Annotated in this window: 22 protein-coding genes; 18 read left to right on the top strand and 4 right to left on the bottom strand. The window is 41.0% G+C overall.

The genetic code is table 11. From position 1 onward, the window contains the following. Positions 1-24: 24 nt before the first annotated feature. Positions 25-927 (top strand): histone deacetylase family protein, encoded by a 903-nt coding sequence (locus tag WAA86_RS10115; protein WP_337300884.1) that lies wholly within the window; start codon positions 25-27, stop codon positions 925-927. Between the two features lie 21 nt (positions 928-948). Beyond that, a complete protein-coding gene (locus WAA86_RS10110) occupies positions 949-1,782 on the top strand; it encodes a phosphatase PAP2 family protein (RefSeq protein WP_337300883.1) in 834 nt (277 codons plus the stop codon). Positions 1,783-2,105: 323 nt separating this feature from the next. Here the strand turns inward: WAA86_RS10110 and WAA86_RS10105 are convergent, their stop codons facing one another. After that, the gene (locus WAA86_RS10105; RefSeq protein WP_337300882.1) at positions 2,106-2,546 is read right to left on the bottom strand and encodes a hypothetical protein; all 441 of its coding nucleotides are present in this window, start codon (positions 2,544-2,546) and stop codon (positions 2,106-2,108) included. A gap of 177 nt (positions 2,547-2,723) precedes the next feature. Here WAA86_RS10105 and WAA86_RS10100 point away from each other — a divergent pair, with 177 nt between their 5' ends. Beyond that, positions 2,724-4,280 (top strand): M20/M25/M40 family metallo-hydrolase, encoded by a 1,557-nt coding sequence (locus WAA86_RS10100; RefSeq protein WP_443217581.1) that lies wholly within the window; start codon positions 2,724-2,726, stop codon positions 4,278-4,280. Between the two features lie 73 nt (positions 4,281-4,353). Here the strand turns inward: WAA86_RS10100 and WAA86_RS10095 are convergent, their stop codons facing one another. Then, positions 4,354-4,686: a single-stranded DNA-binding protein gene (locus WAA86_RS10095; RefSeq protein ID WP_337300881.1), complete on the bottom strand. Its 333-nt coding sequence runs from the start codon at positions 4,684-4,686 to the stop codon at positions 4,354-4,356. 213 nt (positions 4,687-4,899) lie between these two features. On the opposite strand from WAA86_RS10095, the gene WAA86_RS10090 reads away from it, so the two are divergent. The 9 genes from WAA86_RS10090 to WAA86_RS10050 all read left to right on the top strand — a co-directional run bounded on the left by WAA86_RS10090 (position 4,900) and on the right by WAA86_RS10050 (position 12,371). Next, positions 4,900-5,376 carry a DUF5362 family protein gene (locus WAA86_RS10090; RefSeq protein WP_337300880.1) on the top strand — a complete coding sequence of 159 codons (477 nt, stop codon included), beginning with the start codon at positions 4,900-4,902 and terminating at the stop codon, positions 5,374-5,376. A 194-nt stretch (positions 5,377-5,570) separates the two neighbouring features. After that, positions 5,571-6,416: a hypothetical protein gene (locus tag WAA86_RS10085; protein ID WP_337300879.1), complete on the top strand. Its 846-nt coding sequence runs from the start codon at positions 5,571-5,573 to the stop codon at positions 6,414-6,416. 37 nt (positions 6,417-6,453) lie between these two features. Then, positions 6,454-7,032, top strand: coding sequence for a hypothetical protein (locus tag WAA86_RS10080; protein ID WP_337300878.1), 579 nt, complete (start codon positions 6,454-6,456; stop codon positions 7,030-7,032). Positions 7,033-7,251: 219 nt separating this feature from the next. Further along, positions 7,252-8,670: a hypothetical protein gene (locus WAA86_RS10075; protein WP_337300877.1), complete on the top strand. Its 1,419-nt coding sequence runs from the start codon at positions 7,252-7,254 to the stop codon at positions 8,668-8,670. Positions 8,671-8,875: 205 nt separating this feature from the next. After that, a complete protein-coding gene (locus WAA86_RS10070) occupies positions 8,876-9,991 on the top strand; it encodes a DUF2914 domain-containing protein (RefSeq protein ID WP_337300876.1) in 1,116 nt (371 codons plus the stop codon). A 124-nt stretch (positions 9,992-10,115) separates the two neighbouring features. Further along, positions 10,116-10,679, top strand: a complete 564-nt coding sequence (locus WAA86_RS10065; RefSeq protein WP_337300875.1) for a TetR/AcrR family transcriptional regulator — start codon at positions 10,116-10,118, stop codon at positions 10,677-10,679. A gap of 65 nt (positions 10,680-10,744) precedes the next feature. After that, on the top strand, positions 10,745-11,293 hold the full coding sequence (locus WAA86_RS10060) for a carboxymuconolactone decarboxylase family protein (RefSeq protein ID WP_337300874.1): 549 nt from the start codon (positions 10,745-10,747) through the stop codon (positions 11,291-11,293). Positions 11,294-11,410: 117 nt separating this feature from the next. Continuing rightward, the gene (locus WAA86_RS10055) at positions 11,411-11,737 is read left to right on the top strand and encodes an EthD family reductase (RefSeq protein WP_337300873.1); all 327 of its coding nucleotides are present in this window, start codon (positions 11,411-11,413) and stop codon (positions 11,735-11,737) included. Further along, the gene (locus WAA86_RS10050; protein WP_337300872.1) at positions 11,727-12,371 is read left to right on the top strand and encodes a DsbA family oxidoreductase; all 645 of its coding nucleotides are present in this window, start codon (positions 11,727-11,729) and stop codon (positions 12,369-12,371) included. Before WAA86_RS10055 ends, WAA86_RS10050 begins: the two co-directional genes overlap by 11 nt. A 146-nt stretch (positions 12,372-12,517) precedes the next feature. On the opposite strand, the gene WAA86_RS10045 is transcribed toward WAA86_RS10050, so the two are convergent. Beyond that, on the bottom strand, positions 12,518-12,685 hold the full coding sequence (locus tag WAA86_RS10045) for a lmo0937 family membrane protein (protein ID WP_337300871.1): 168 nt from the start codon (positions 12,683-12,685) through the stop codon (positions 12,518-12,520). 198 nt (positions 12,686-12,883) lie between these two features. Here WAA86_RS10045 and WAA86_RS10040 point away from each other — a divergent pair, with 198 nt between their 5' ends. From WAA86_RS10040 to WAA86_RS10025, 4 genes are all read left to right on the top strand, one after another. Then, positions 12,884-13,279 (top strand): hypothetical protein, encoded by a 396-nt coding sequence (locus WAA86_RS10040; protein WP_337300870.1) that lies wholly within the window; start codon positions 12,884-12,886, stop codon positions 13,277-13,279. 149 nt (positions 13,280-13,428) lie between these two features. After that, positions 13,429-13,869 carry a (4Fe-4S)-binding protein gene (locus WAA86_RS10035; protein WP_337300869.1) on the top strand — a complete coding sequence of 147 codons (441 nt, stop codon included), beginning with the start codon at positions 13,429-13,431 and terminating at the stop codon, positions 13,867-13,869. A gap of 59 nt (positions 13,870-13,928) precedes the next feature. Then, positions 13,929-14,783, top strand: a complete 855-nt coding sequence (locus WAA86_RS10030; protein WP_337300868.1) for a ChaN family lipoprotein — start codon at positions 13,929-13,931, stop codon at positions 14,781-14,783. Positions 14,784-14,841: 58 nt separating this feature from the next. Then, positions 14,842-15,192, top strand: a complete 351-nt coding sequence (locus WAA86_RS10025) for a hypothetical protein (protein WP_337300867.1) — start codon at positions 14,842-14,844, stop codon at positions 15,190-15,192. Between the two features lie 82 nt (positions 15,193-15,274). On the opposite strand, the gene WAA86_RS10020 is transcribed toward WAA86_RS10025, so the two are convergent. After that, positions 15,275-15,739 carry a CBS domain-containing protein gene (locus WAA86_RS10020; protein WP_337300866.1) on the bottom strand — a complete coding sequence of 155 codons (465 nt, stop codon included), beginning with the start codon at positions 15,737-15,739 and terminating at the stop codon, positions 15,275-15,277. A gap of 224 nt (positions 15,740-15,963) precedes the next feature. Here WAA86_RS10020 and WAA86_RS10015 point away from each other — a divergent pair, with 224 nt between their 5' ends. Beyond that, positions 15,964-18,243 (top strand): M28 family peptidase, encoded by a 2,280-nt coding sequence (locus WAA86_RS10015; protein ID WP_337300865.1) that lies wholly within the window; start codon positions 15,964-15,966, stop codon positions 18,241-18,243. Further along, a complete protein-coding gene (locus tag WAA86_RS10010; protein WP_337300864.1) occupies positions 18,236-19,045 on the top strand; it encodes an SDR family oxidoreductase in 810 nt (269 codons plus the stop codon). Before WAA86_RS10015 ends, WAA86_RS10010 begins: the two co-directional genes overlap by 8 nt. Positions 19,046-19,155: the final 110 nt, after the last annotated feature.

Genomic DNA, 19,155 nt, shown 5'->3' with positions numbered 1-19,155 from the left:
ATCATGAGATCCCAATCCTAGTCGATGTTCAAAATAGCCCATCATCCCATTTATACCCATCCACTTCCCAAAGGTCATAGGTTTCCTATGGAGAAGTATGAGCTTTTGCCACAACAGCTAATCATGGAGGGCACTTGTGATGCTACAGATTTTTTTGAGCCCGATATCCCCAATGACAAATATATTGTGGCGGTTCACGAACCCGATTACTTCTATGACCTCCTCAATATGAAGATCCCACCCAGGGAGGCACGGAAAATAGGATTTCCCCTGAACGAAGATCTGGTCTTACGGGAACGGATCATTGCCGACGGTACTATGAAAGGGTGCGAGTTTGCCATGGACCACGGAATTGCGATGAATATTGCCGGGGGAACACATCATGCCTATACGGATCGTGGTGAAGCATTTTGTATGCTCAATGATCAGGCCATAGGGGCCCGTTATCTTCAGGCAAAAGGATTGGCAAAAAAAATACTGATTGTAGATTTGGACGTGCACCAGGGCAATGGCACAGCGGAAATTTTTCAGGACGACCCCTCAGTATTTACATTTTCCATGCATGGATCAGGGAACTATCCTTTCCGGAAAGAAAAATCGGACCTGGACATTGCCCTGAATAAGGGAACAACGGATACGGAATACCTTTCCATTTTGAAAGACACCCTCCCGAAATTGATCAACGAGGTTAAACCCGAATTTGTCTTTTACCTCTGCGGCGTTGACATCCTTGCAACCGACAAATTGGGCACCTTGGCCGTAACTGTTGAGGGTTGTAAAAAAAGGGACCGGTTTGTTCTGGAAACATGCAAAAAATACCATATTCCAATACAGTGTTCCATGGGAGGTGGATACTCCCCGGACCTCAAAACCATAATTGAAGCTCATGCCAATACCTTTCGTGTAGCAAAAGAACTGTATTTTTGAAATAAAAAATTGTTCGAAGCTATGAAGCAAATTTTAATGCTACTCCTATTCCTTTCTTCTCTCCACACCATTGGTCAAGAAAAGGATACCATTTCCCATGACAAAAGGTGGAACATGTTCACCTATGACCTAGGTAATGTATTTAAAAGTATGGGGCATTCCTATACAAGGCCACTACATTGGCAAGGCCAACAGTTCCTTACTTTTGGTGCTGTTATCGCCGGAACAGGTGCGCTCTATGCCATTGATGACAATACTTCCAGATTTATTAGAAACCAACAGGAGGGTGTTCCCAAGCTAATAAGGGAATATGGGGAATTCTATGGCAACCCAGAAAACAACTATATGGCCACCGCAGGGGTTTACCTTACTGGCTTGGCACTTAAAAACGAGAAACTGAGAAGGACCGGAGTGTTATTGATCGCTTCGGCTTCCTCGTCCGGACTCCTTCAGCAAGTGCTTAAATCGGCAGTAGGTAGGGCTAGGCCGGTCGCCGATCTGGGGAAGGATACTTTTGACCCCTTCAATCCAAGTAGAAATTTTCATTCTTTTCCCTCGGGCCATACCACCTTGGCATTTACAAATGCCTATGCCATAGCCAAACAATTTAAGAGCCCTTGGATCAAGGCCGGAATCTATTCAGTGGGACTTATCCCCGGAATTTCCAGGATATGGGATGGACAGCACTGGCTTAGTGATGTAGCCATCAGTGTGGCCATCAGTATTTTTACTGTAGAATCCATAGATCGTTATTTAGATGCCAAGTACGATGAGAAATACAATGACCAAACCAAGGACGTCAGCTGGGATCTAAATTTTGGCCCCGGAACCATGGGGGTTACCCTTCGCTTTTAAAAGGCAAAACTTTAACACGGGGGCTTATTTGGATTGATTCAAAATAACTAATTTTGCCGCTCATCTTCAAACAAAGATAGGTTGGGAAAAAGTAAGGCCGAAAAGGAAGAGAAAAAACGCAAAAAAGCGCTTAAAAAGGAGCAGAAAGCGCTACTTAAAGCCTTAGCACCAAAAGGTTGCAAGTCCAAATGTTGTGATAAATACAAAAAGTCCGAGGATAAAAGGTGCAAACGCTGTCCTTGTTTTGATCTATCCAAAGATCGGGCCGCATAAATGCAAAAAACACCGCCGATTGGCGGTGTTTTTATTTCTTTCCTTTTTCGTTACAATCCAATTCCCAATCGCACTCTTGGGGTACCTACGCGGACGCCGGTGCTAATAGTACTCCTTCTAGGGGAACTCCTATAATACCTTGGAGAACTGTAATAATGGTCGGCATAATAGTAGAAGTGAGTACTATGATGATGGTGATGGCAATGCTCCGCATGCTCCTCATAGGCATCCCTTTTACCCTTCATATAGGCTTTATAAGCTTTTTTGTCCCTTTTTTTAAGGTCCTTCTCATAGGCTTGTTGGTCTTCCCAAAATTCCTCGGCTTCTTCTTCATTATCTGTTCTCAATTCTTGTTCGTATTTGGCATCCTCCTGTGCCCTTTGCTCATAATAGGATAGTTTCTTTTCTTCACTAACCTCTTCATTTTGTGCATAGGCGGTAAAAGATCCTATAAACAATCCTATGGCAATACATGTCTGAATCTGTTTCATATCAAAAAATTAATTTAATTCTATAGACCTATCTAGATCGTGCTTCTAATCATGTAACAACCGAACGGCTCAAAACCCTACCATACACTTCCATATAGCCCCATAGAAATTTATTGGTTACATCTAGAAAACTAAATTACTATCTTAGTGAATTGAACATATAACGAAACCATATCCATGAAAAAAAGTTTACCATTCCTCGTAGCACTCTTTATGCTACATGGCATCATTGCCTTTGCACAGACCACCCAAGAAATAGTAGATAAAATAGTTAAAGAGGCCCATGAAAATTCTCAATTGGAGCCATTGGCCCACGAGCTGATGGATGTTATAGGACCTCGACTTGTAGGTACCCCACAAATGAAAAAAGCCCACGATTGGGCTGTGGACACCTATGCGAAATGGGGTATCACCGCCACCAATGAGAAATGGGGACAATGGCGTGGATGGGAACGTGGTATTACCCATGTAGATTTGGTATCTCCAAGGGTTGTTAGCCTTAGCGGGATGCAATTGGCCTGGAGCCCAGGCACATCAAAAAAAGGGATCACTGCCGGCATGGTCATCATCCCGGATGTGGCCGACTCCTTGGCGTTCCAAAAATGGTTGCCCAATGTTAAGGGCAAATTTGTAATGGTGTCCATGATGGAACCAACCGGAAGACCCGATTATAATTGGAAGGAATATGCCACGGAAGAATCCTTTGAAAAAATGAAAAAGGACCGGGCAGCCCAAACCGAAGCATGGAGGGAGCGTATCAAAAAAACAGGATACACCACCAGAAACATCAACAAGGCCTTGGAGGCTGCTGGGGCATTGGGCATAATCCAATCACGCTGGTCAGAAGGATTTGGGGCCAATAAAATATTTGGCGCCAACACCAAAAACATCCCGGTAGTAGATCTAACGTTGGAAGACTATGGCCTATTGTACCGCATGGTAGAGCATGGGGAACAGCCGATTATTAAGGTCGTGGCAGAATCAGAGGAATTGGGCACCGTACCCACCTTTAATACCATCGCAACCATCCCTGGTACAGAATTGCCCAATGAGTATATCGTTCTTTCTGCCCATTTTGATTCATGGGACGGGGCAACTGGAGCTACAGACAATGGAACAGGTACCATTACCATGATGGAAGCGGCAAGAATCTTAAAAAAGATTTATCCCAACCCTAAACGCACCATTATTGTGGGGCATTGGGGCAGTGAGGAACAGGGACTGAACGGGTCCCGAGCCTTTGTAGAAGACCGTCCCGAAGTAGTAGAAGGATTACAGGCGTTGTTCAACCAGGACAATGGAACGGGAAGGGTTGTTCGTATTTCCGGACAGGGATTTTTGAACGCCTATGACTATATGGGCCGTTGGCTGGAGGCCGCCCCGGAATCTATCACCAAACATATTGAAACCACCTTCCCGGGTACCCCTGGGGGCGGAGGGTCTGATTACGCTTCTTTTGTAGCGGCAGGAGCACCGGCGTTTTCTTTGAGTTCTTTGAACTGGAGCTATTTTGATTATACCTGGCATACCAATTTGGATACCTACGATAAGATCGTGTTCGATGATGTTAGGAACAACGCTATCCTTACCGCTATACTTGCTTATATGGCCAGCGAGGACCCAGAGAAAACTTCCCGTGAAAAGGCGGTGCTGCATACGAATCCGAGAACCGGGGAACAAAGAACATGGCCCGAACCGCGATCTCCGAACCGAGATGGAGGCAAAGACGAATAATTGACCGACCTTTACCAAAGAAAAAGCCCCACAAGCAGTAGTTGCCAGTGGGGCTTTTCGTTTTATTGGGGTTCTATTTGCCCAACATCAGAAGCTCGTTGCATTTGATTTCGGTAACATACCGCTTCTCCCCTTCCTTGGTCTCATAGGTGCGGGACGTCAGTTTCCCTTCAATGGCCACTTCATTGCCCTTTACGAGGTATTTTTCTATTATTTCTGCGGTTTTGCCCCAGGCGACCACATTATGCCATTGGGTATCGGTAACCTTTTCCCCTTTGGTGTTCTTATAGATTTCGTTGGTGGCGATGGAAAATTTTGCGAGTTTGGTCCCGCTCTCCATGTTCACAATTTCTGGGTCGTTCCCCAAGTTTCCAATCAACTGTACTCTGTTTCTAAGTGCGTTCATAATACTAATTTTAATGGTTTAACAGTTCATACTATCGAGTTCCTATGTTTCGACACCACAAACCTACCACCCTTATTCCCCTGCACTCGGTTTGGAAATAGTTACTTTCGTTTACAAACGTTTGTAGTCGGTTGTATTCATTTAACACTTTTTACCTACCACACCATACACTTTTGGTATTATTTTCTATATTTAAAGAATATAAACTAAATTATGGAAGAACAAAACAATCAATCAACAAACCCAGCTAACCTAAAAACCCATCTAAGCATAACAGGGACTGCAATCAACTACTTAACAGAAACCGGTAAGTGGGCCAAGTTCCTATCAGTCATTGGTTTTATTTTCACAGGCCTCATATTTATTATGGCATTTTTCGCTGGCTCCATGTTGTCTATCATGCCAGGGGAACAAATAAACCCCATATCCTCGGGGATGGGAATCATGGTTGGATTAATCTATGGAGTATTGGGACTTCTTTATTTTTTCCCGACTTTATATTTATTCAAATTTTCTCAAAAGTTAAAATTGGCCATCACCACAAAAAATAATGAGGATTTGAATGGGGCCCTTGGCAACCTAAAGTCCCTCTATAAATTTTGGGGAATCCTGACCATAATCATGGTTGGCGTTTATGTTGTCTTTGGGTTAATTGCCCTAATAGGAGTGTTGGCACATAACTATTCATAATTCAACTATTTATAAATTCCTTAAACTTTACTAATTATTACCAGTTTCATATTGTAACTAAAACGTAAAGAAAATCACTACAGAATTGCAAGTTGCAACTTATGTTTTGACACCAACATCCTGAGTTATTGAACAAGTGGTTTTACCATAATCCACACCTGACAACCAATTGAAATTAAATAATTTAACTATCCGTGAAAAGAATAACTCTCATCATAATGGTTGCAATCACTTCACATTCTTTTGCTCAAAGGAATATGGAGATCGCTCAAGATTACAAATTGGAATTAGAGGAGGATGGTATAGTCGTAGAAGTATTTGATTCAACAAATATTGATGACAGTCGATACAACAAGAACAATGTCATTTTTAGAGAGGGAGTTTCGTTCCATTATAAATTTGAACATATCGACAAAAACAATGAGCAACGCTATATAGAATATATCGATAGTCTGGCCCATTGGAATTTTATTCCGGTAAGGGATTTTAACAAAAACACCATAAAGCAAGTAAATATTACGGTAGAAAAAGGACTACAAGGCTTCGGCAAACGCTTTCCTGATTACAATCAAACCATCATAGCATATACATATCCCACACAAGGCGATTATGTTGGTTCTATACGAAGTTCCTCCGGGGTAATTGAAAATGAAGGCAACATTTGGATGCACCCCCCTCGTGACAATTATTTCGAAATATTGGAACTTAATCCCTTTCCCTATATTAAAGCACCTTATCAGATAGGCACAAAATGGACATGGTCATTGAAAATCGGAGATTATTGGGCAGATGGAAGGTGGAAACTATGGAAGGGCACGATTCAAAATGAATATCAATATGAGATCGTTGATTACAAAACCCTGAATGTTAAATTGGGACCATTGGATTGTTACGTAATTGAAGCCATTGCAACCAGTAGTATTGGAGAAACCCAGCTAAGGGCATACTTCAATGAGACATATGGATTTGTGCGTTTAGAGTATATCAATATTGACGGTTCAAAAACGAACTTGGAACTAATTAATTTCTTGGGGTCCTAAACAACTAGTGGGAACTTCAACAACTCATTGCTGCACGATGAAAAAACAATACATTCTTTTCGGAATATGCTTTACCTTAATCTCCCTCAACATATCCTGTAAAGTGAGCAACCATAGTTATGAGACCTTATATGAAAAAGAGTTGGCAAAAGAAAATCCCGATTATTTTCAAGAACTGGAACGGGTCCTTTACGAGTTTCAAGATCACCTTATTGAAAAAGGCATCATAGCACATGCTGATCATAAATCCTATAGAAGGCTTCTAAGGAAAATACAGCAAGAGAACAGGAAGGAATTCAATATCAGTTACGACCTCCATGGCGCTTTGAAAAATATAAGCACTCTAAAAAATAAAAATGGAATTTCTATGCAAGGAAGGGCCAAGCTACAAAAACAGCATCATCGTAAAGGTTTTCCCGAACCCTTTTTATCCGATCAAGACCTGGAAGTCAATCATGGGAAACTCAATGATGCCCTGATCGCTAAAAGGTTCTTGGAGTATTATGGCAAAAAGGATTACAATAGACCATTGGTAAGGCTCAAACTGTTCCAGTTTTTAAGTCCCAACTCCGAAGGGGTGAGGTATTATTATTTGGGTAGACCTTCCAAAGAATAGTTGTTCTCCCAACAGTATCTAAAACCACCTATTCAGCAGATTCACTTCAAATCAAAAAATTTTTAAACAATAGCCGAGCGGGATCTTCGTTCTTTTTTTATGAAAAATTATCTAAGATGCAATCCTGTATCCGCATTGGAAATGAATTACGGCCCAACTTTTAAAAGGGAACCAAGAGCCTTCAACCTAATTCGAAACTGCACGCGCACATCATTATTAATGGTTTTCATAGCTTCGTTCCTTATAGCATGTTCTGGCAACAAAAAAGGCTCTGGAGACAATACAAGTTCCACATTGCAGGAAACCGGTGAGGAAATAATTGAACTGGACGATAAATCAATTGAAAAAGGGGAGCAACATTTAAGAGAAGATTATCAGGAGATCGTACAAACATTCATAGATAATATTAAAAACCAAAAGAAGGAAAAATTGTCCACCCAAGTTTCCTTCCCACTTAAAAGAGACTCCCCAATTCCTGACATAAGAAATGAAAGGGAATTTCTGGAGCGGTACCGTGAAATTTTTGATGACAACCTTATTGAATTAATTTCTGGGTCGAACCCAGCTACAGATTGGTCAGCTATGGGTTGGAGAGGCATCATGTTAAAAAATGGGATGCTTTGGTTGGATTATGACGGGACATTAATTGCCGTGAATTACCAGTCCCAATCAGAACAACAAAAAAAGGCAAGGCTAGTTGCAATAACAAAAGCCTATGTACATCCCAGTCTAAAAGAATTTAAGCAGCCAATTGTTGTATTGGAAACTAAAAAATTCAGAATACGGATTGATGATTTAGGCAATCATAAATTCAGATATGCTTCTTGGCCCATAGAAAAAAACATGAATGTGGCACCAGATCTAATACTTTCCAATGGAAAAGTAATCCATGATGGAAGTGGTGGCAATCACCGATATGAGTTTTCCAACGGCCCATACACCTATGTATGTTCCATAATAACTTTGGGAACCTCAGATTCCCCTCCTGCTACACTGAGCATTTTTAAGGGAGACAAAGAAATCTTATCTGAAAGGGCAATCCTGGCACCAAAAAATCAAAAAAATCAGATAGCCCCAAAAAAATTCGCTCTCCAAGTTAAAAATCCCAACGATGCTGAAAAGTTCCTTTTAGACCTGGGAATTCGCAAATTCGCCAAGAATATAGCAGCGCCCGACCCTGAACTAAATTATACCTTCAACATTACCAAAGCGTTTTTCCATATCCTAGCACTGGACAATGTGAAAAATTTTTATGCGAATAACAAAGACATTACCACTACGGTGGTAGGAACTGTGGCGCTATCGCCCAACTTCCATACCTTAATTATTGGCTTTACGAATACAAGTAGCTGGTATGACTCTTATCTTGTGAACTATACCAAAAAAGGGGAGCTGATTGATTTTCTTGAAATAACGCGAGGTGATTTTATTGAGAGTTACACGTATATTGAATCCCAATTCTATCCTACCCATGTGATTCGAAAGGCTTATCAGTTTTCGGTAAAGGAGGTCATTGATAATGGGAAAAGTACAACTATTGAGGGGTATGAAATAAACCGGGAAGAGAAGATTTCCATCAATAAGGAAGGGTTTTTCGGAAAGTCCCAACACTATGACACTCCCTTGCAAGTGGAGTAAAAAATCCATCCCGTTACATGTGGGGATTCATAATGTGATTGGTAATGAACCAATCCTTATATCAAGGATTGCATACAAGCATAATTAAAACGTTTAGGATCAATCCAATCTACAGCAAAGCGTAATTTTCCTTGGGCTAAAAGGGAATTTAATGGTACCTCCCCCCTAGGGACGTACTACTAATGGCATTGTTGTAAAATAGCATATGAAAAGAGCATTGGACAGGTTTAAGAATAGTGCGTTCCGAAGATTTCTTGGGAGGCATGAGAAATATGCTCCCGTCATCTTTTTTATCGCAGGGTTTATTTTTGATTCCCTGACCCTTGGGCGCATAGATCGCTTGTACGACCTCATTGTGCTCTGTCTATATATGACAGCACTGACCGTTTCCCTATACCTCTATAATTTGGTGGACGATGGCAGGTGGAAAAACACCAAATTGGGCCGGTATGAAATGTACCTCCCATTGGCCATACAGTTTTTCTTTGGTGGACTCTCCAGCGCCTATGTCATCTACTTTTCCAGAAGTGTTTCTCTCTCCAAGACCATCTCCTTTTTTATCATTCTCCTCGTTATATTCTTTGCGAATGAATTACTTAAAAAAAGAATTTCGAACAAGTACTTACAGTTTAGTGTATACTTTTTTATAAGCTTTACCTTTTTCAGTTTTATCATTCCTGTCTTCATCAGTGAAATGAACACTAGGATCTTTATTATTTCAGGTCTGGTGAGTCTTGGGTGCACCTTGGCGCTAATTATTTTCATATACGGTGCAAGTCCCAGTACGCGGGCAGAAATAAGGATTGTAAAACTTGTTGGCGTTATATTATCTATTTATTTGCTGATCAATGCATTTTACTTTCTGAGGCTCATCCCGCCCGTACCACTGGCCATGGATGCGGGCGTTGTTGCGCACGATATAAAATTAAGGAACAACAAATATATTGTCAGTTACGAAACGGACGAATGGTATGTGTTTTGGAGAAAACACAGGCTCAAATACATTCACGACCCACAGGATAATGTCTACGTGTTTTCTTCCATCTTTGCACCAACAGCCTTGGAAAAATCTATCATACACCGATGGCAGTGGTACAACCCCAATACAGAAACATGGGAAATTGTAGAGGATATAGGTTATGATATTACCGGCGGTAGAGATGGTGGTTATCGCGGCTATACCTATAAGAACAATGTAAAGCCAGGGCTCTGGAAGGTTGAAGTTATCACGGATGAAGAATTGGTATTGGGGGTAATCGATTTTGAAATTATTATCAGTTCGTCCCTGCAACCGCATAGGATGGTCCAAAAGAAATTCTGACCGCTAAAGAAGGACTATGAATTCCTAAAAAGCATAACGATCCGTGAGTCCAACTATTAAAGTATTCTTAATTGTTCTTTTGTTTCTAAGCATTTGCTTAGTTTTGTGGTGTAGTTAAGAAATCATGGCCAGAAAAAAGCAATATATAGAACAGGAAGTTTTAGAAAAGGCCATGCACCTCTTCTGGCGAAATGGGTATGAAAACACTTCCATACGTATGTTGGAAAAGGAAATGGGCATTAACCAATTTTCTATCTATGCCAGTTTTGGAAGCAAACAAGGTGTTTTTCTTCAAAGTATAAAAGCTTACAACAAAAAAATACAGGGCATCACCGACAAATTGGAAAAATCCCAAAATGGGGTTGAGGGTATCAAACAATACTTCAAAGACTTCTTGGAATTTGCCAAAGAAGATGATCTCAGTAAAGGTTGCATGGTGACCAATACGGTAAATGAGCTGGGAAAAGATGCAGATCCCCTTGTAATGAGTGAATTAAAAAAATTCGCTGACAATATCAAAAGCCTATTTGTCAATAACCTAAAACAGGATAGAAACAAGAACGCTGAGACCATTGAAAGACAGGCCAACTTTTTGATGAACTCCATCTTGGGCCTATCCGTAGCCTCAAAAATGTTCAATGATAAACAGCTAGAAGACTCTATTGAGACTGTTTTTCTAAACATTTAAAAAAAATTACTCAAAACCTAAGCATACGCTTAGGCACATATTAACATTTAAAATTTATGATAACTATGAGCACATTTAAAATTCATGACATTGAATCCGCACCAGCAAATAGCAAGCCTTTATTGGAAAATTCCATGAAATCATTCGGAATGATCCCAAACCTGCACGGTGTAATGGCAGAAGCTCCTGGAATGCTGGAAGCTTATCAAAAACTACATGATTTGTTTCAAAATTCATCTTTTGACAATGACGAGCTCACTGTGGTATGGCAGACCATCAATGTAGAACACGCATGTCATTATTGTGTTCCTGCACATACAGGAATAGCACATATGATGAAAGTTGATGAGGCCATTACAGATGCTCTGAGAAACAAGACGAAAATGCCTAGCGAAAAACTTCAAACCCTGCACGAAACCACATTGTCCATTGTACGTGATCGTGGAAATATTTCTGAAAAAGACATAAAAGCCTTCTATGCTGCCGGATATGAGCAGAGACAGCTATTGGAAATTATCTTGGGTGTATCCCAAAAGGTAATGAGCAACTATGTAAACCATATTGCACAAACTCCGGTGGACAAACCATTTGAAAAATTTGCTTGGAAAAAATAATATTTCCAATCCCTCATTTCGGTTAATATTAAATGCGCTTTGTATAGTTCCTATGGAAAGCGTATTTTAATTTTAATCTATTCACCAGCCTTGTTGAACAGGCATAAAATTAATAGTATGATAAAAGTATCTGTTATGTATCCGAATAGTGTAGAAGCAAAATTCGACACAGACTATTATAAGAACACCCATCTACCCATGATTGCACAATCTTTGGGAGATGCTCTGAAAGGATTGGAATTTAATCTTGGATTGGCAGGAAAAACTCCTTCCGAGGCTGCTCCATACATCGCCATGGCACATCTGAGTTTTGAATCTTTGGAGTCTTTTCAGGCTTCATTTGGACCCTATGCAAAGAAATTTGCTGCAGATGTACCCAACTATACCAATGTTCAGGGTGAAATACAAATCAGCGAAATAGTGAAATACAGTTATGGCAGTTAAAATAAAAATTGATATTGTTTCGGATGTTGTTTGCCCATGGTGCGCCATTGGTTACAAACGTTTGGAGCAGGCTATCCAAGAAATGGGTATCCAAGATCAGATTGAATTGGAATGGCAACCCTTTGAACTGAATCCACACATGCCGCCAGAAGGCGAAAATGTCCAGGAACATATTGCCAATAAATATGGATCCACCCCAGAAGATTGGAAACGCTCTCAAGATCATATGGCCGAAGTAGGTGCCCAGTTGGGTTTCACTTTTGATTATTTTGAGTACATGAAAATTGTCAATACCAGAGACGCCCACGTTTTATTGGATTTCGCCAAAGAGCGGGGGAAGCAAACAGATCTTAAAATGCGCTTGGTAACCGCTTACTTCAGTGAACGAAAGGATGTATCGGACAGGAAGGTACTACTGGAAGAATTAAAAAGCATAGGCCTGGATGCCGAACAGGCTATGGCAAAATTGGATAATGACGAAGCCCGCTATGAAGTACAGAGTAAGGAGGCTTATTGGCAAAGTGTAGGAGTATCATCGGTACCAACCATGGTATTCAACAACACCAGCGCCTTGACGGGAGCGCAACCTGTTGCTGTTTACAAGCAAGTTTTAATGGAATTACTGGCCCAATAACAACTACATAGTAGGGTATAAAACCATGAAGGGTGACTATGGCCAAAAAGTCCATGGTCACCCTTTTTTAAACATACTTCAGATAAGCCAAGCATTCTCGTCATTCCATCAATCCGAATCTTGACCAACCACATGACCCCAAGTATTTATAGGGGTTTGCGTCCCGAAATAATATTGTATAATATCACAACAACGGCGATTACCAGAAGAATATGAACTAAACTACCGGTTGCTAACCCTGGGATTACACCTAATAAACCCAAAAGCCAAATAACGATACAAATAACGGCTACTAGCCAAAGAAGACTTCTCATAATAATTTCATTTATGGTTGTACCGCTAAGGTAAAAAAGATTAAAATTTCAATCGGATAAATTATTGACTCATACCGTCAGCGTTTCCAACCAATCTGCCCAATTTAAATTATTCCAGAAATGCACTTTCATATTAGAAAATATAGATCTAAACGCAACCTTCTCCATATTGTAGCACCTATCCTATAAAACTAAATTATGGACAGAAATATGTTCGTTACCTTCCTTTTGGGCCTTGCCATTTCCCTGCTTTCCTGCTCGGTAAGCCAGGACACCAATTCCCAAGAAGAGGAAAACCAGGAGCTGATAAAAATGCTTTCCCGAATCAATGAAATTGCTAACAGCGCCAAATGCGTCAATGCCGATGAATGGCGATTTACTTCCTACGGCAGCAAGCCTTGTGGAGGACCATATGGTTATATCGCCTATTCCACAGCTATTGATACCACCCATTTTCTGGCACTCGTAACAGAACATGAATCGGCAGAAAAAGTATATAATGAGAAATGGGGCCTACAATCTGATTGTTCCATTCCTGCCGAGCCCAGTGGGGTCATCTGTGAAAACGATAGACCTGTTTTGGTATATCCTTAAATGACGAGCTCTCAAATGTATTTGTTTAAACTAGAATATCTTTCGAGAGAAGGGTGCCCTATTTTATATGAATCCAATAAACCAATCCCCACCTATCCGCCAGATTACGAATAAATTTTACTAAATTTAAAAGGGAAAAAGCTGCGTACATGGAAAAGGAAATCACAAAAGAGTATACCAATGGAGAGCTTACCGTGGTATGGAAGCCTAAAGCGTGTATCCACTCCGAGGAATGTATTCATTCCCTGCCTGAGGTTTACAAACCAAAGGAAAAGCCATGGATCATACCGCATAATGCAACTACCCAAGAATTGAAAGATCAGATATCCAAGTGTCCATCTGGGGCATTGAGTTATTATATGAACGAGGATGGAAAAAAGGAAACGGACACAGCCAAAGAAGAAAGTATGGAAACCAAAGTAGAAGTTAAGGAAAATGGCCCGCTATTGGTCCATGGAACATTAAAGGTCATAGACCAATCCGGAAATGAGGAAATAAAAAAAAGGACTACCGCTTTTTGTAGGTGTGGCGCCTCCAGCAACAAACCCTATTGTGACGGCACCCACAACGAAATAAATTTTAAAGGTTGATCTTGAATGTAAGGACCGCAAAATCTTCTGATTCCCAGAACAAATCTGTTTAGCTCTGTATGAGAAAAATTTTCTTAGCCTTCCTTTTTTTGTTTGTGTTCAACATAGCCCAAGCACAAGACAAGCCCGCCTATACCATATTCAACAGTAAGGGAAAAAAAATATCCTATACCAAAATGGTCAAGGTGCTTTCTACCAAGGATATCATTCTATTTGGTGAACAGCACAACAATGCCATTGCACATTGGCTCCAATATGAGGTAACAGCAGATCTGGCCCTTAAAAAGCCTTTGACCTTAGGAGCTGAGATGTTTGAAGCCGATAACCAAAAACCGCTGGACGATTATTTGAAGGGTAGTATTGATCGAAAAGGGTTGGATACATTGGTCCGACTATGGCCCAATTATACCACCGATTATGCTCCCTTGGTCAATTTTGCCAAGGACAAGAAAATACCATTTATTGCTACCAATATTCCAAGACGATATGCATCCATGGTATACAAAAAAGGTTTTGAAGCTTTGGATAGTCTTACCACAAATGAAAAAGCTTGGATTGCTCCCTTGCCCATAATTTTTGATCCGGAGTTACCAGGTTATCAAAATATACTACGTATGATGGGAGATCATGGAACACCAGAATTGGTCAAGGCCCAAGCCATAAAGGATGCAACCATGGCCCATTTTATTCTGGAGAATTACACGCCCGGGCAACAGTTTCTTCACTTCAATGGTGCCTACCATTCCAATAATTATGAGGGCATTTTATGGTATCTGAAAAAATTGGCCCCAGCAAATGCGTATGCTACCATTTCCACGGTGTCCCAAGACTTCATAGATAAACTATCACCGGAGCACAAAGGACTGGCCGACTTCATTATTTGTGTAGACAGCCATATGACCAATACGTATTAAGACGATAATCGACAGAATTTCAGTATCTTAATTCCAAATACGGAAACAACCACTGACCATGGAGAAAAAATGTCCCGAATGTGGGGAAAAGATAATTGGGCGGGTAGATAAGAAATTCTGTTCGGACTACTGCCGCAATGCCTATAACAACCGGTTGAACAAGGACAGTAAGAATCTTATCCGCAACATCAACAACCGACTTCGTAAAAACTACAGGATACTGGAAAGCTTCACCCTGCAGAATGGCAAGACCAAGACCACCAAAACCAAATTATTGGATAAAGGTTTTGATTTTGAATATTTCACACACCTTTATACCACACAAAAAGGTACTGTTTACTTTTTTGTGTACGATTTGGGCTACTTACCCTTGGACAATGATTATTATATGATCGTTAAAAGGGAATAATAAATAGGTCTCCCACTGATGTAGCCTCAGAAAACTCTAAGACACCATAGGGAACAAAAAATCGTATCGGGTATGCAGACAATTATTTCCAGTTTTGGCCAGATAATTTCAGCGCTGCAATCACTATATCCTTACGACTGATCTGCCCAACGAGAATACCATTCTTCAAAACAGGCAATCTACGACGGTTATTTTTGTGGAAAATTCCGGCAGCATCAAAAATACTAATATCATGTGGGATGGTCTCCACATTCTTGGTCATGTACTTCTCCACGTTTTTATCCAGTATGGGCATATTGAAATAGCGACTTTCGGAAATGGTTTTCATACAATCGGCCTCAGATATAATTCCCACTAAAAAGTTGTTGTCATCCAAAACCGGCCCCCCTGAGATATTGTATTTGGTAAACTGCTCCATTACCTCTAGAATTGATTGTTCCGGTTTAAAGGTGACCAGTTTTTTGGTCATATAATCCTCTACCATGATAGGGGTGGAATATTCTTTTTTTACGGTCTCCCGTGCGCCTTGAAAACTTTTGATGCCCATATGGTTGATTTTTAGGTGAATCTTAAATATAGAAATATGAAAAATACAATACAATATTTTAACACATATAATAGATAAAATGCATCCATAAATTAAAAATGATGAATATTTTTCAATTTTCAACCTTGATGTGTGGTAATAATGGCATTCCAGAATTCCTGACCCAACCGGAATCAATGGATATCCCAATGGATTTTTATACATTTAGGGAACACTAAGACCTAATGAAAAAATACACCACAGGCATTACCCTATTTCTATTGGGACTGGCTATATTCTGGAGTTTTGACTCGGCCACTCCCTCCTATCAACAAAACAATACAGTACCGCTAGACAAATTTTCAACAGATCGTGCTTTGGGCCATGTTGAAAAAATTTCGGTGGAACCCCATGCCGTAGGATTTCCGGCCCATAAAAAAGTGAGGGACTATATTGTTTCAGAGCTTCAAAAAATGGGATTGGAACCCTCCCTCCAAGAGGGATATACTGCCGGAGACTGGGCCAACCTGAGCAAAGCCACCAATATTCTGGCCAGAATACCTGGATCAGAAAAAGGAAAGTCTCTTATGTTATTGTCCCATTATGATAGCAACCCCCATTCTTCCTTAGGGGCCAGCGATGCGGGCAGTGGTGTGGCCACCATACTGGAAGGGGTAAGGGCTTTTCTGGCCAAAAACAAGACACCAAAGAACGATATCATAATCCTGATCTCCGATGCCGAGGAACTGGGGCTGAACGGGGCAGATCTTTTTGCCAACCAACACCCCTGGGCCAATGATGTGGGCCTGGTATTGAACTTTGAGGCCCGTGGCAGTGGCGGACCAAGCTATATGCTTATTGAGACCAATAGGGGCAATAGCAGACTTATTGAGGAATTCACCGCGGCAGGACCCGAATTCCCTGTCGCCAATTCCCTGGTCTATAGTATTTACAAAATGCTTCCCAATGATACCGATTTAACGGTTTTCAGGGAAGATCGTGATATTGAAGGCTTAAATTTTGCCTTTATAGATGACCACTATGATTACCATACGGCACGGGACAATTATGACCGTTTGGACAGAAAAACTTTGGCACATCAGGGCAGTTACCTTATGCCTCTTTTAAACCATTTTAGCAATGCTGATCTGGGAAATCTAAAAAGTTTGAATGACAACGTCTATTTCAATGTCCCCTTCTTTAAACTTGTCTCGTATCCCTTTGAATGGATCTGGCCCATGTTTGGTCTTGCCTTCCTTTTCTTTGTTTGTATTCTGGTCTACGGATTCAAAAAACAACAACTACACCTCAAGGAAATCTCCAAGGGATTTTTACCCATGGGTATTTCATTGTTGATCAATGCAATTGTTGGGTTCTTCAGCTGGAGGTTCTTAAAATGGCTATATCCCCAATACCAAGATATGCTCCATGGATTTACCTACAATGGCTATTACTACATTGCTGGTTTTGTGGTTTTGAGCATTGCTATTTGTTTTTGGGCATATCATAAATTCCAAAATATAACGGTGCCCAACCTACTGGTGGCCCCTATTGTTTTATGGCTTATCATTTGCGGGGCCGTGGCCAACTTTTTACCCGGGGCCGGTTTTTTTATTGTTCCCCTTGTTGCCCTTTTGGCCTCTTTGCCCATCCTCATAAATCAAAAGGCACCCAACCCCTATCTTATGGTATTTTTGGCCTTACCGGCCCTTTGGATCTATGCCCCCTTCATTAAAATGTTTCCAGTGGGACTAGGTCTCAAAATGATGATAACCTCAACGGTGCTGACCAGCCTGACCTTCTTTCTATTATTGCCCATTTTTGGGTTTTATAAGTCGAAAGGCAAATTGGCCTTCCTATTCCAGCTGTTGTTTGCCATATTCATGGTCTTGGCACATTTCAATTCGGGCTTTTCCAAGGATCATGCCAAGCCCAGTAGCCTATTGTATATCCTCAATACGGATACCCAAAGTGCGCAATGGGTGTCCTACGATCACGTACTTATCGACTGGAACAAACAATACCTAGAGGATGCTTCGCCCAACGTAAAAACATACCAGGTGATCAGCAGTAAATACAGTACAGGTTTCACCTATAGCACCCCTGCCCCAATGAAAAACATAGCGCCGCCAAAGGTGGACAAGACCAAGGATACCATCATGGCCGATCATCGAATTGTGCAACTGACCATTACCCCTCAACGTTCGGTGAACCGGTTGGAAGTTTTTACCAATGATATTCCCCTGACCAAAGCAACGGTCAATAATATTGAGCTATCCAAGTTTTACCTCCAAGATAGGAGAAGAAGTAAGTTGCTCACCCATTACATCAGCGACAATGATGCCACGGTTTTGGAACTTGTTTATCCCAAGGATCAAATTTTGGAACTCCAAGTATATGAGGCTTCCAATGACCTTTTGACCCATCCTATGTTCAGTGTCCCACAAAGGCCGGAGACAAGCATCCCCATGCCTTTCATACTAAACGATGCCATATTAACCACAAAAACAATACGAATTGAATAGTACTGTAGCAATCATGGGATGCGGATGGCTGGGTACGCCCCTGGCCCAAGATCTCTTGCAGCAAGGTTTTACAGTTCACGGAAGCACCACCTCCCATGACAAGGTAGGCGCATTACGAGATTTGGGTATTGTACCTTTTCAAATCTCACTCACAGAAAATGGAATAGCGGGACCCATTACATCCTTCTTGGAAAACGCAAAGGTCATCATCATTAACGTCCCTCCCAATTTAAGAGGTGTGAACAAGGAAAACTATGAACAAAAAATAGGGCACTTGCACGAAGCGATCAGAAACAGTAGCGTTGCCAACATAATATTTATCAGTAGTACATCTGTATACGGAGATTTGGATGGTGATGTAAAAGAGACCAGCGTACCGCATCCGGAAACGGATTCTGGGAAACAATTATTGGCAACGGAAGAAACACTTTTGAACGATCCTGATCTGGAGACCACCATAATCCGATTTGGTGGGCTCATAGGCCCCAACCGACACCCGATTACCTTCCTAGCCGGCAAAAAAGGCCTCTCAAACGGAAACCACCCCATTAATCTTATCCATCTGGACGACTGCATCCGCATTATTGCAACAGTACTGGAAAAGGGATATTGGGGAGAAATCTTTAATGGAGTTTATCCCTTGCATCCCCCAAAAAAAGACTACTACGCCAACGAAGCAGACAAAAGGGGCCTTGAAGCCCCCCAATATACAGATTCAAGGTCCAGTCAGGGAAAAAAGGTCATTCCCTATAATCTAATGGAGCGCAAAAAGTTTACATTCAAAAAATCAATTGTCAGTTGACCCAACATTATGGCAGAATGACTACTTTTTTACTGTGCCACAAACCTTTAAAGAATTACTTAACAGATTACAAGAAATAATTTAATAGTTTTGGCCCACTTAATATCTAG

It is taken from the genome of Sediminicola sp. 1XM1-17 (genome assembly GCF_037203765.1).
In the GTDB taxonomy this organism is placed as follows: Bacteria; Bacteroidota; Bacteroidia; order Flavobacteriales; family Flavobacteriaceae; genus Sediminicola.
The sequence above is the reverse complement of the archived record's forward strand: the minus strand, read 5'-3'. Positions and strand labels throughout refer to the sequence as shown.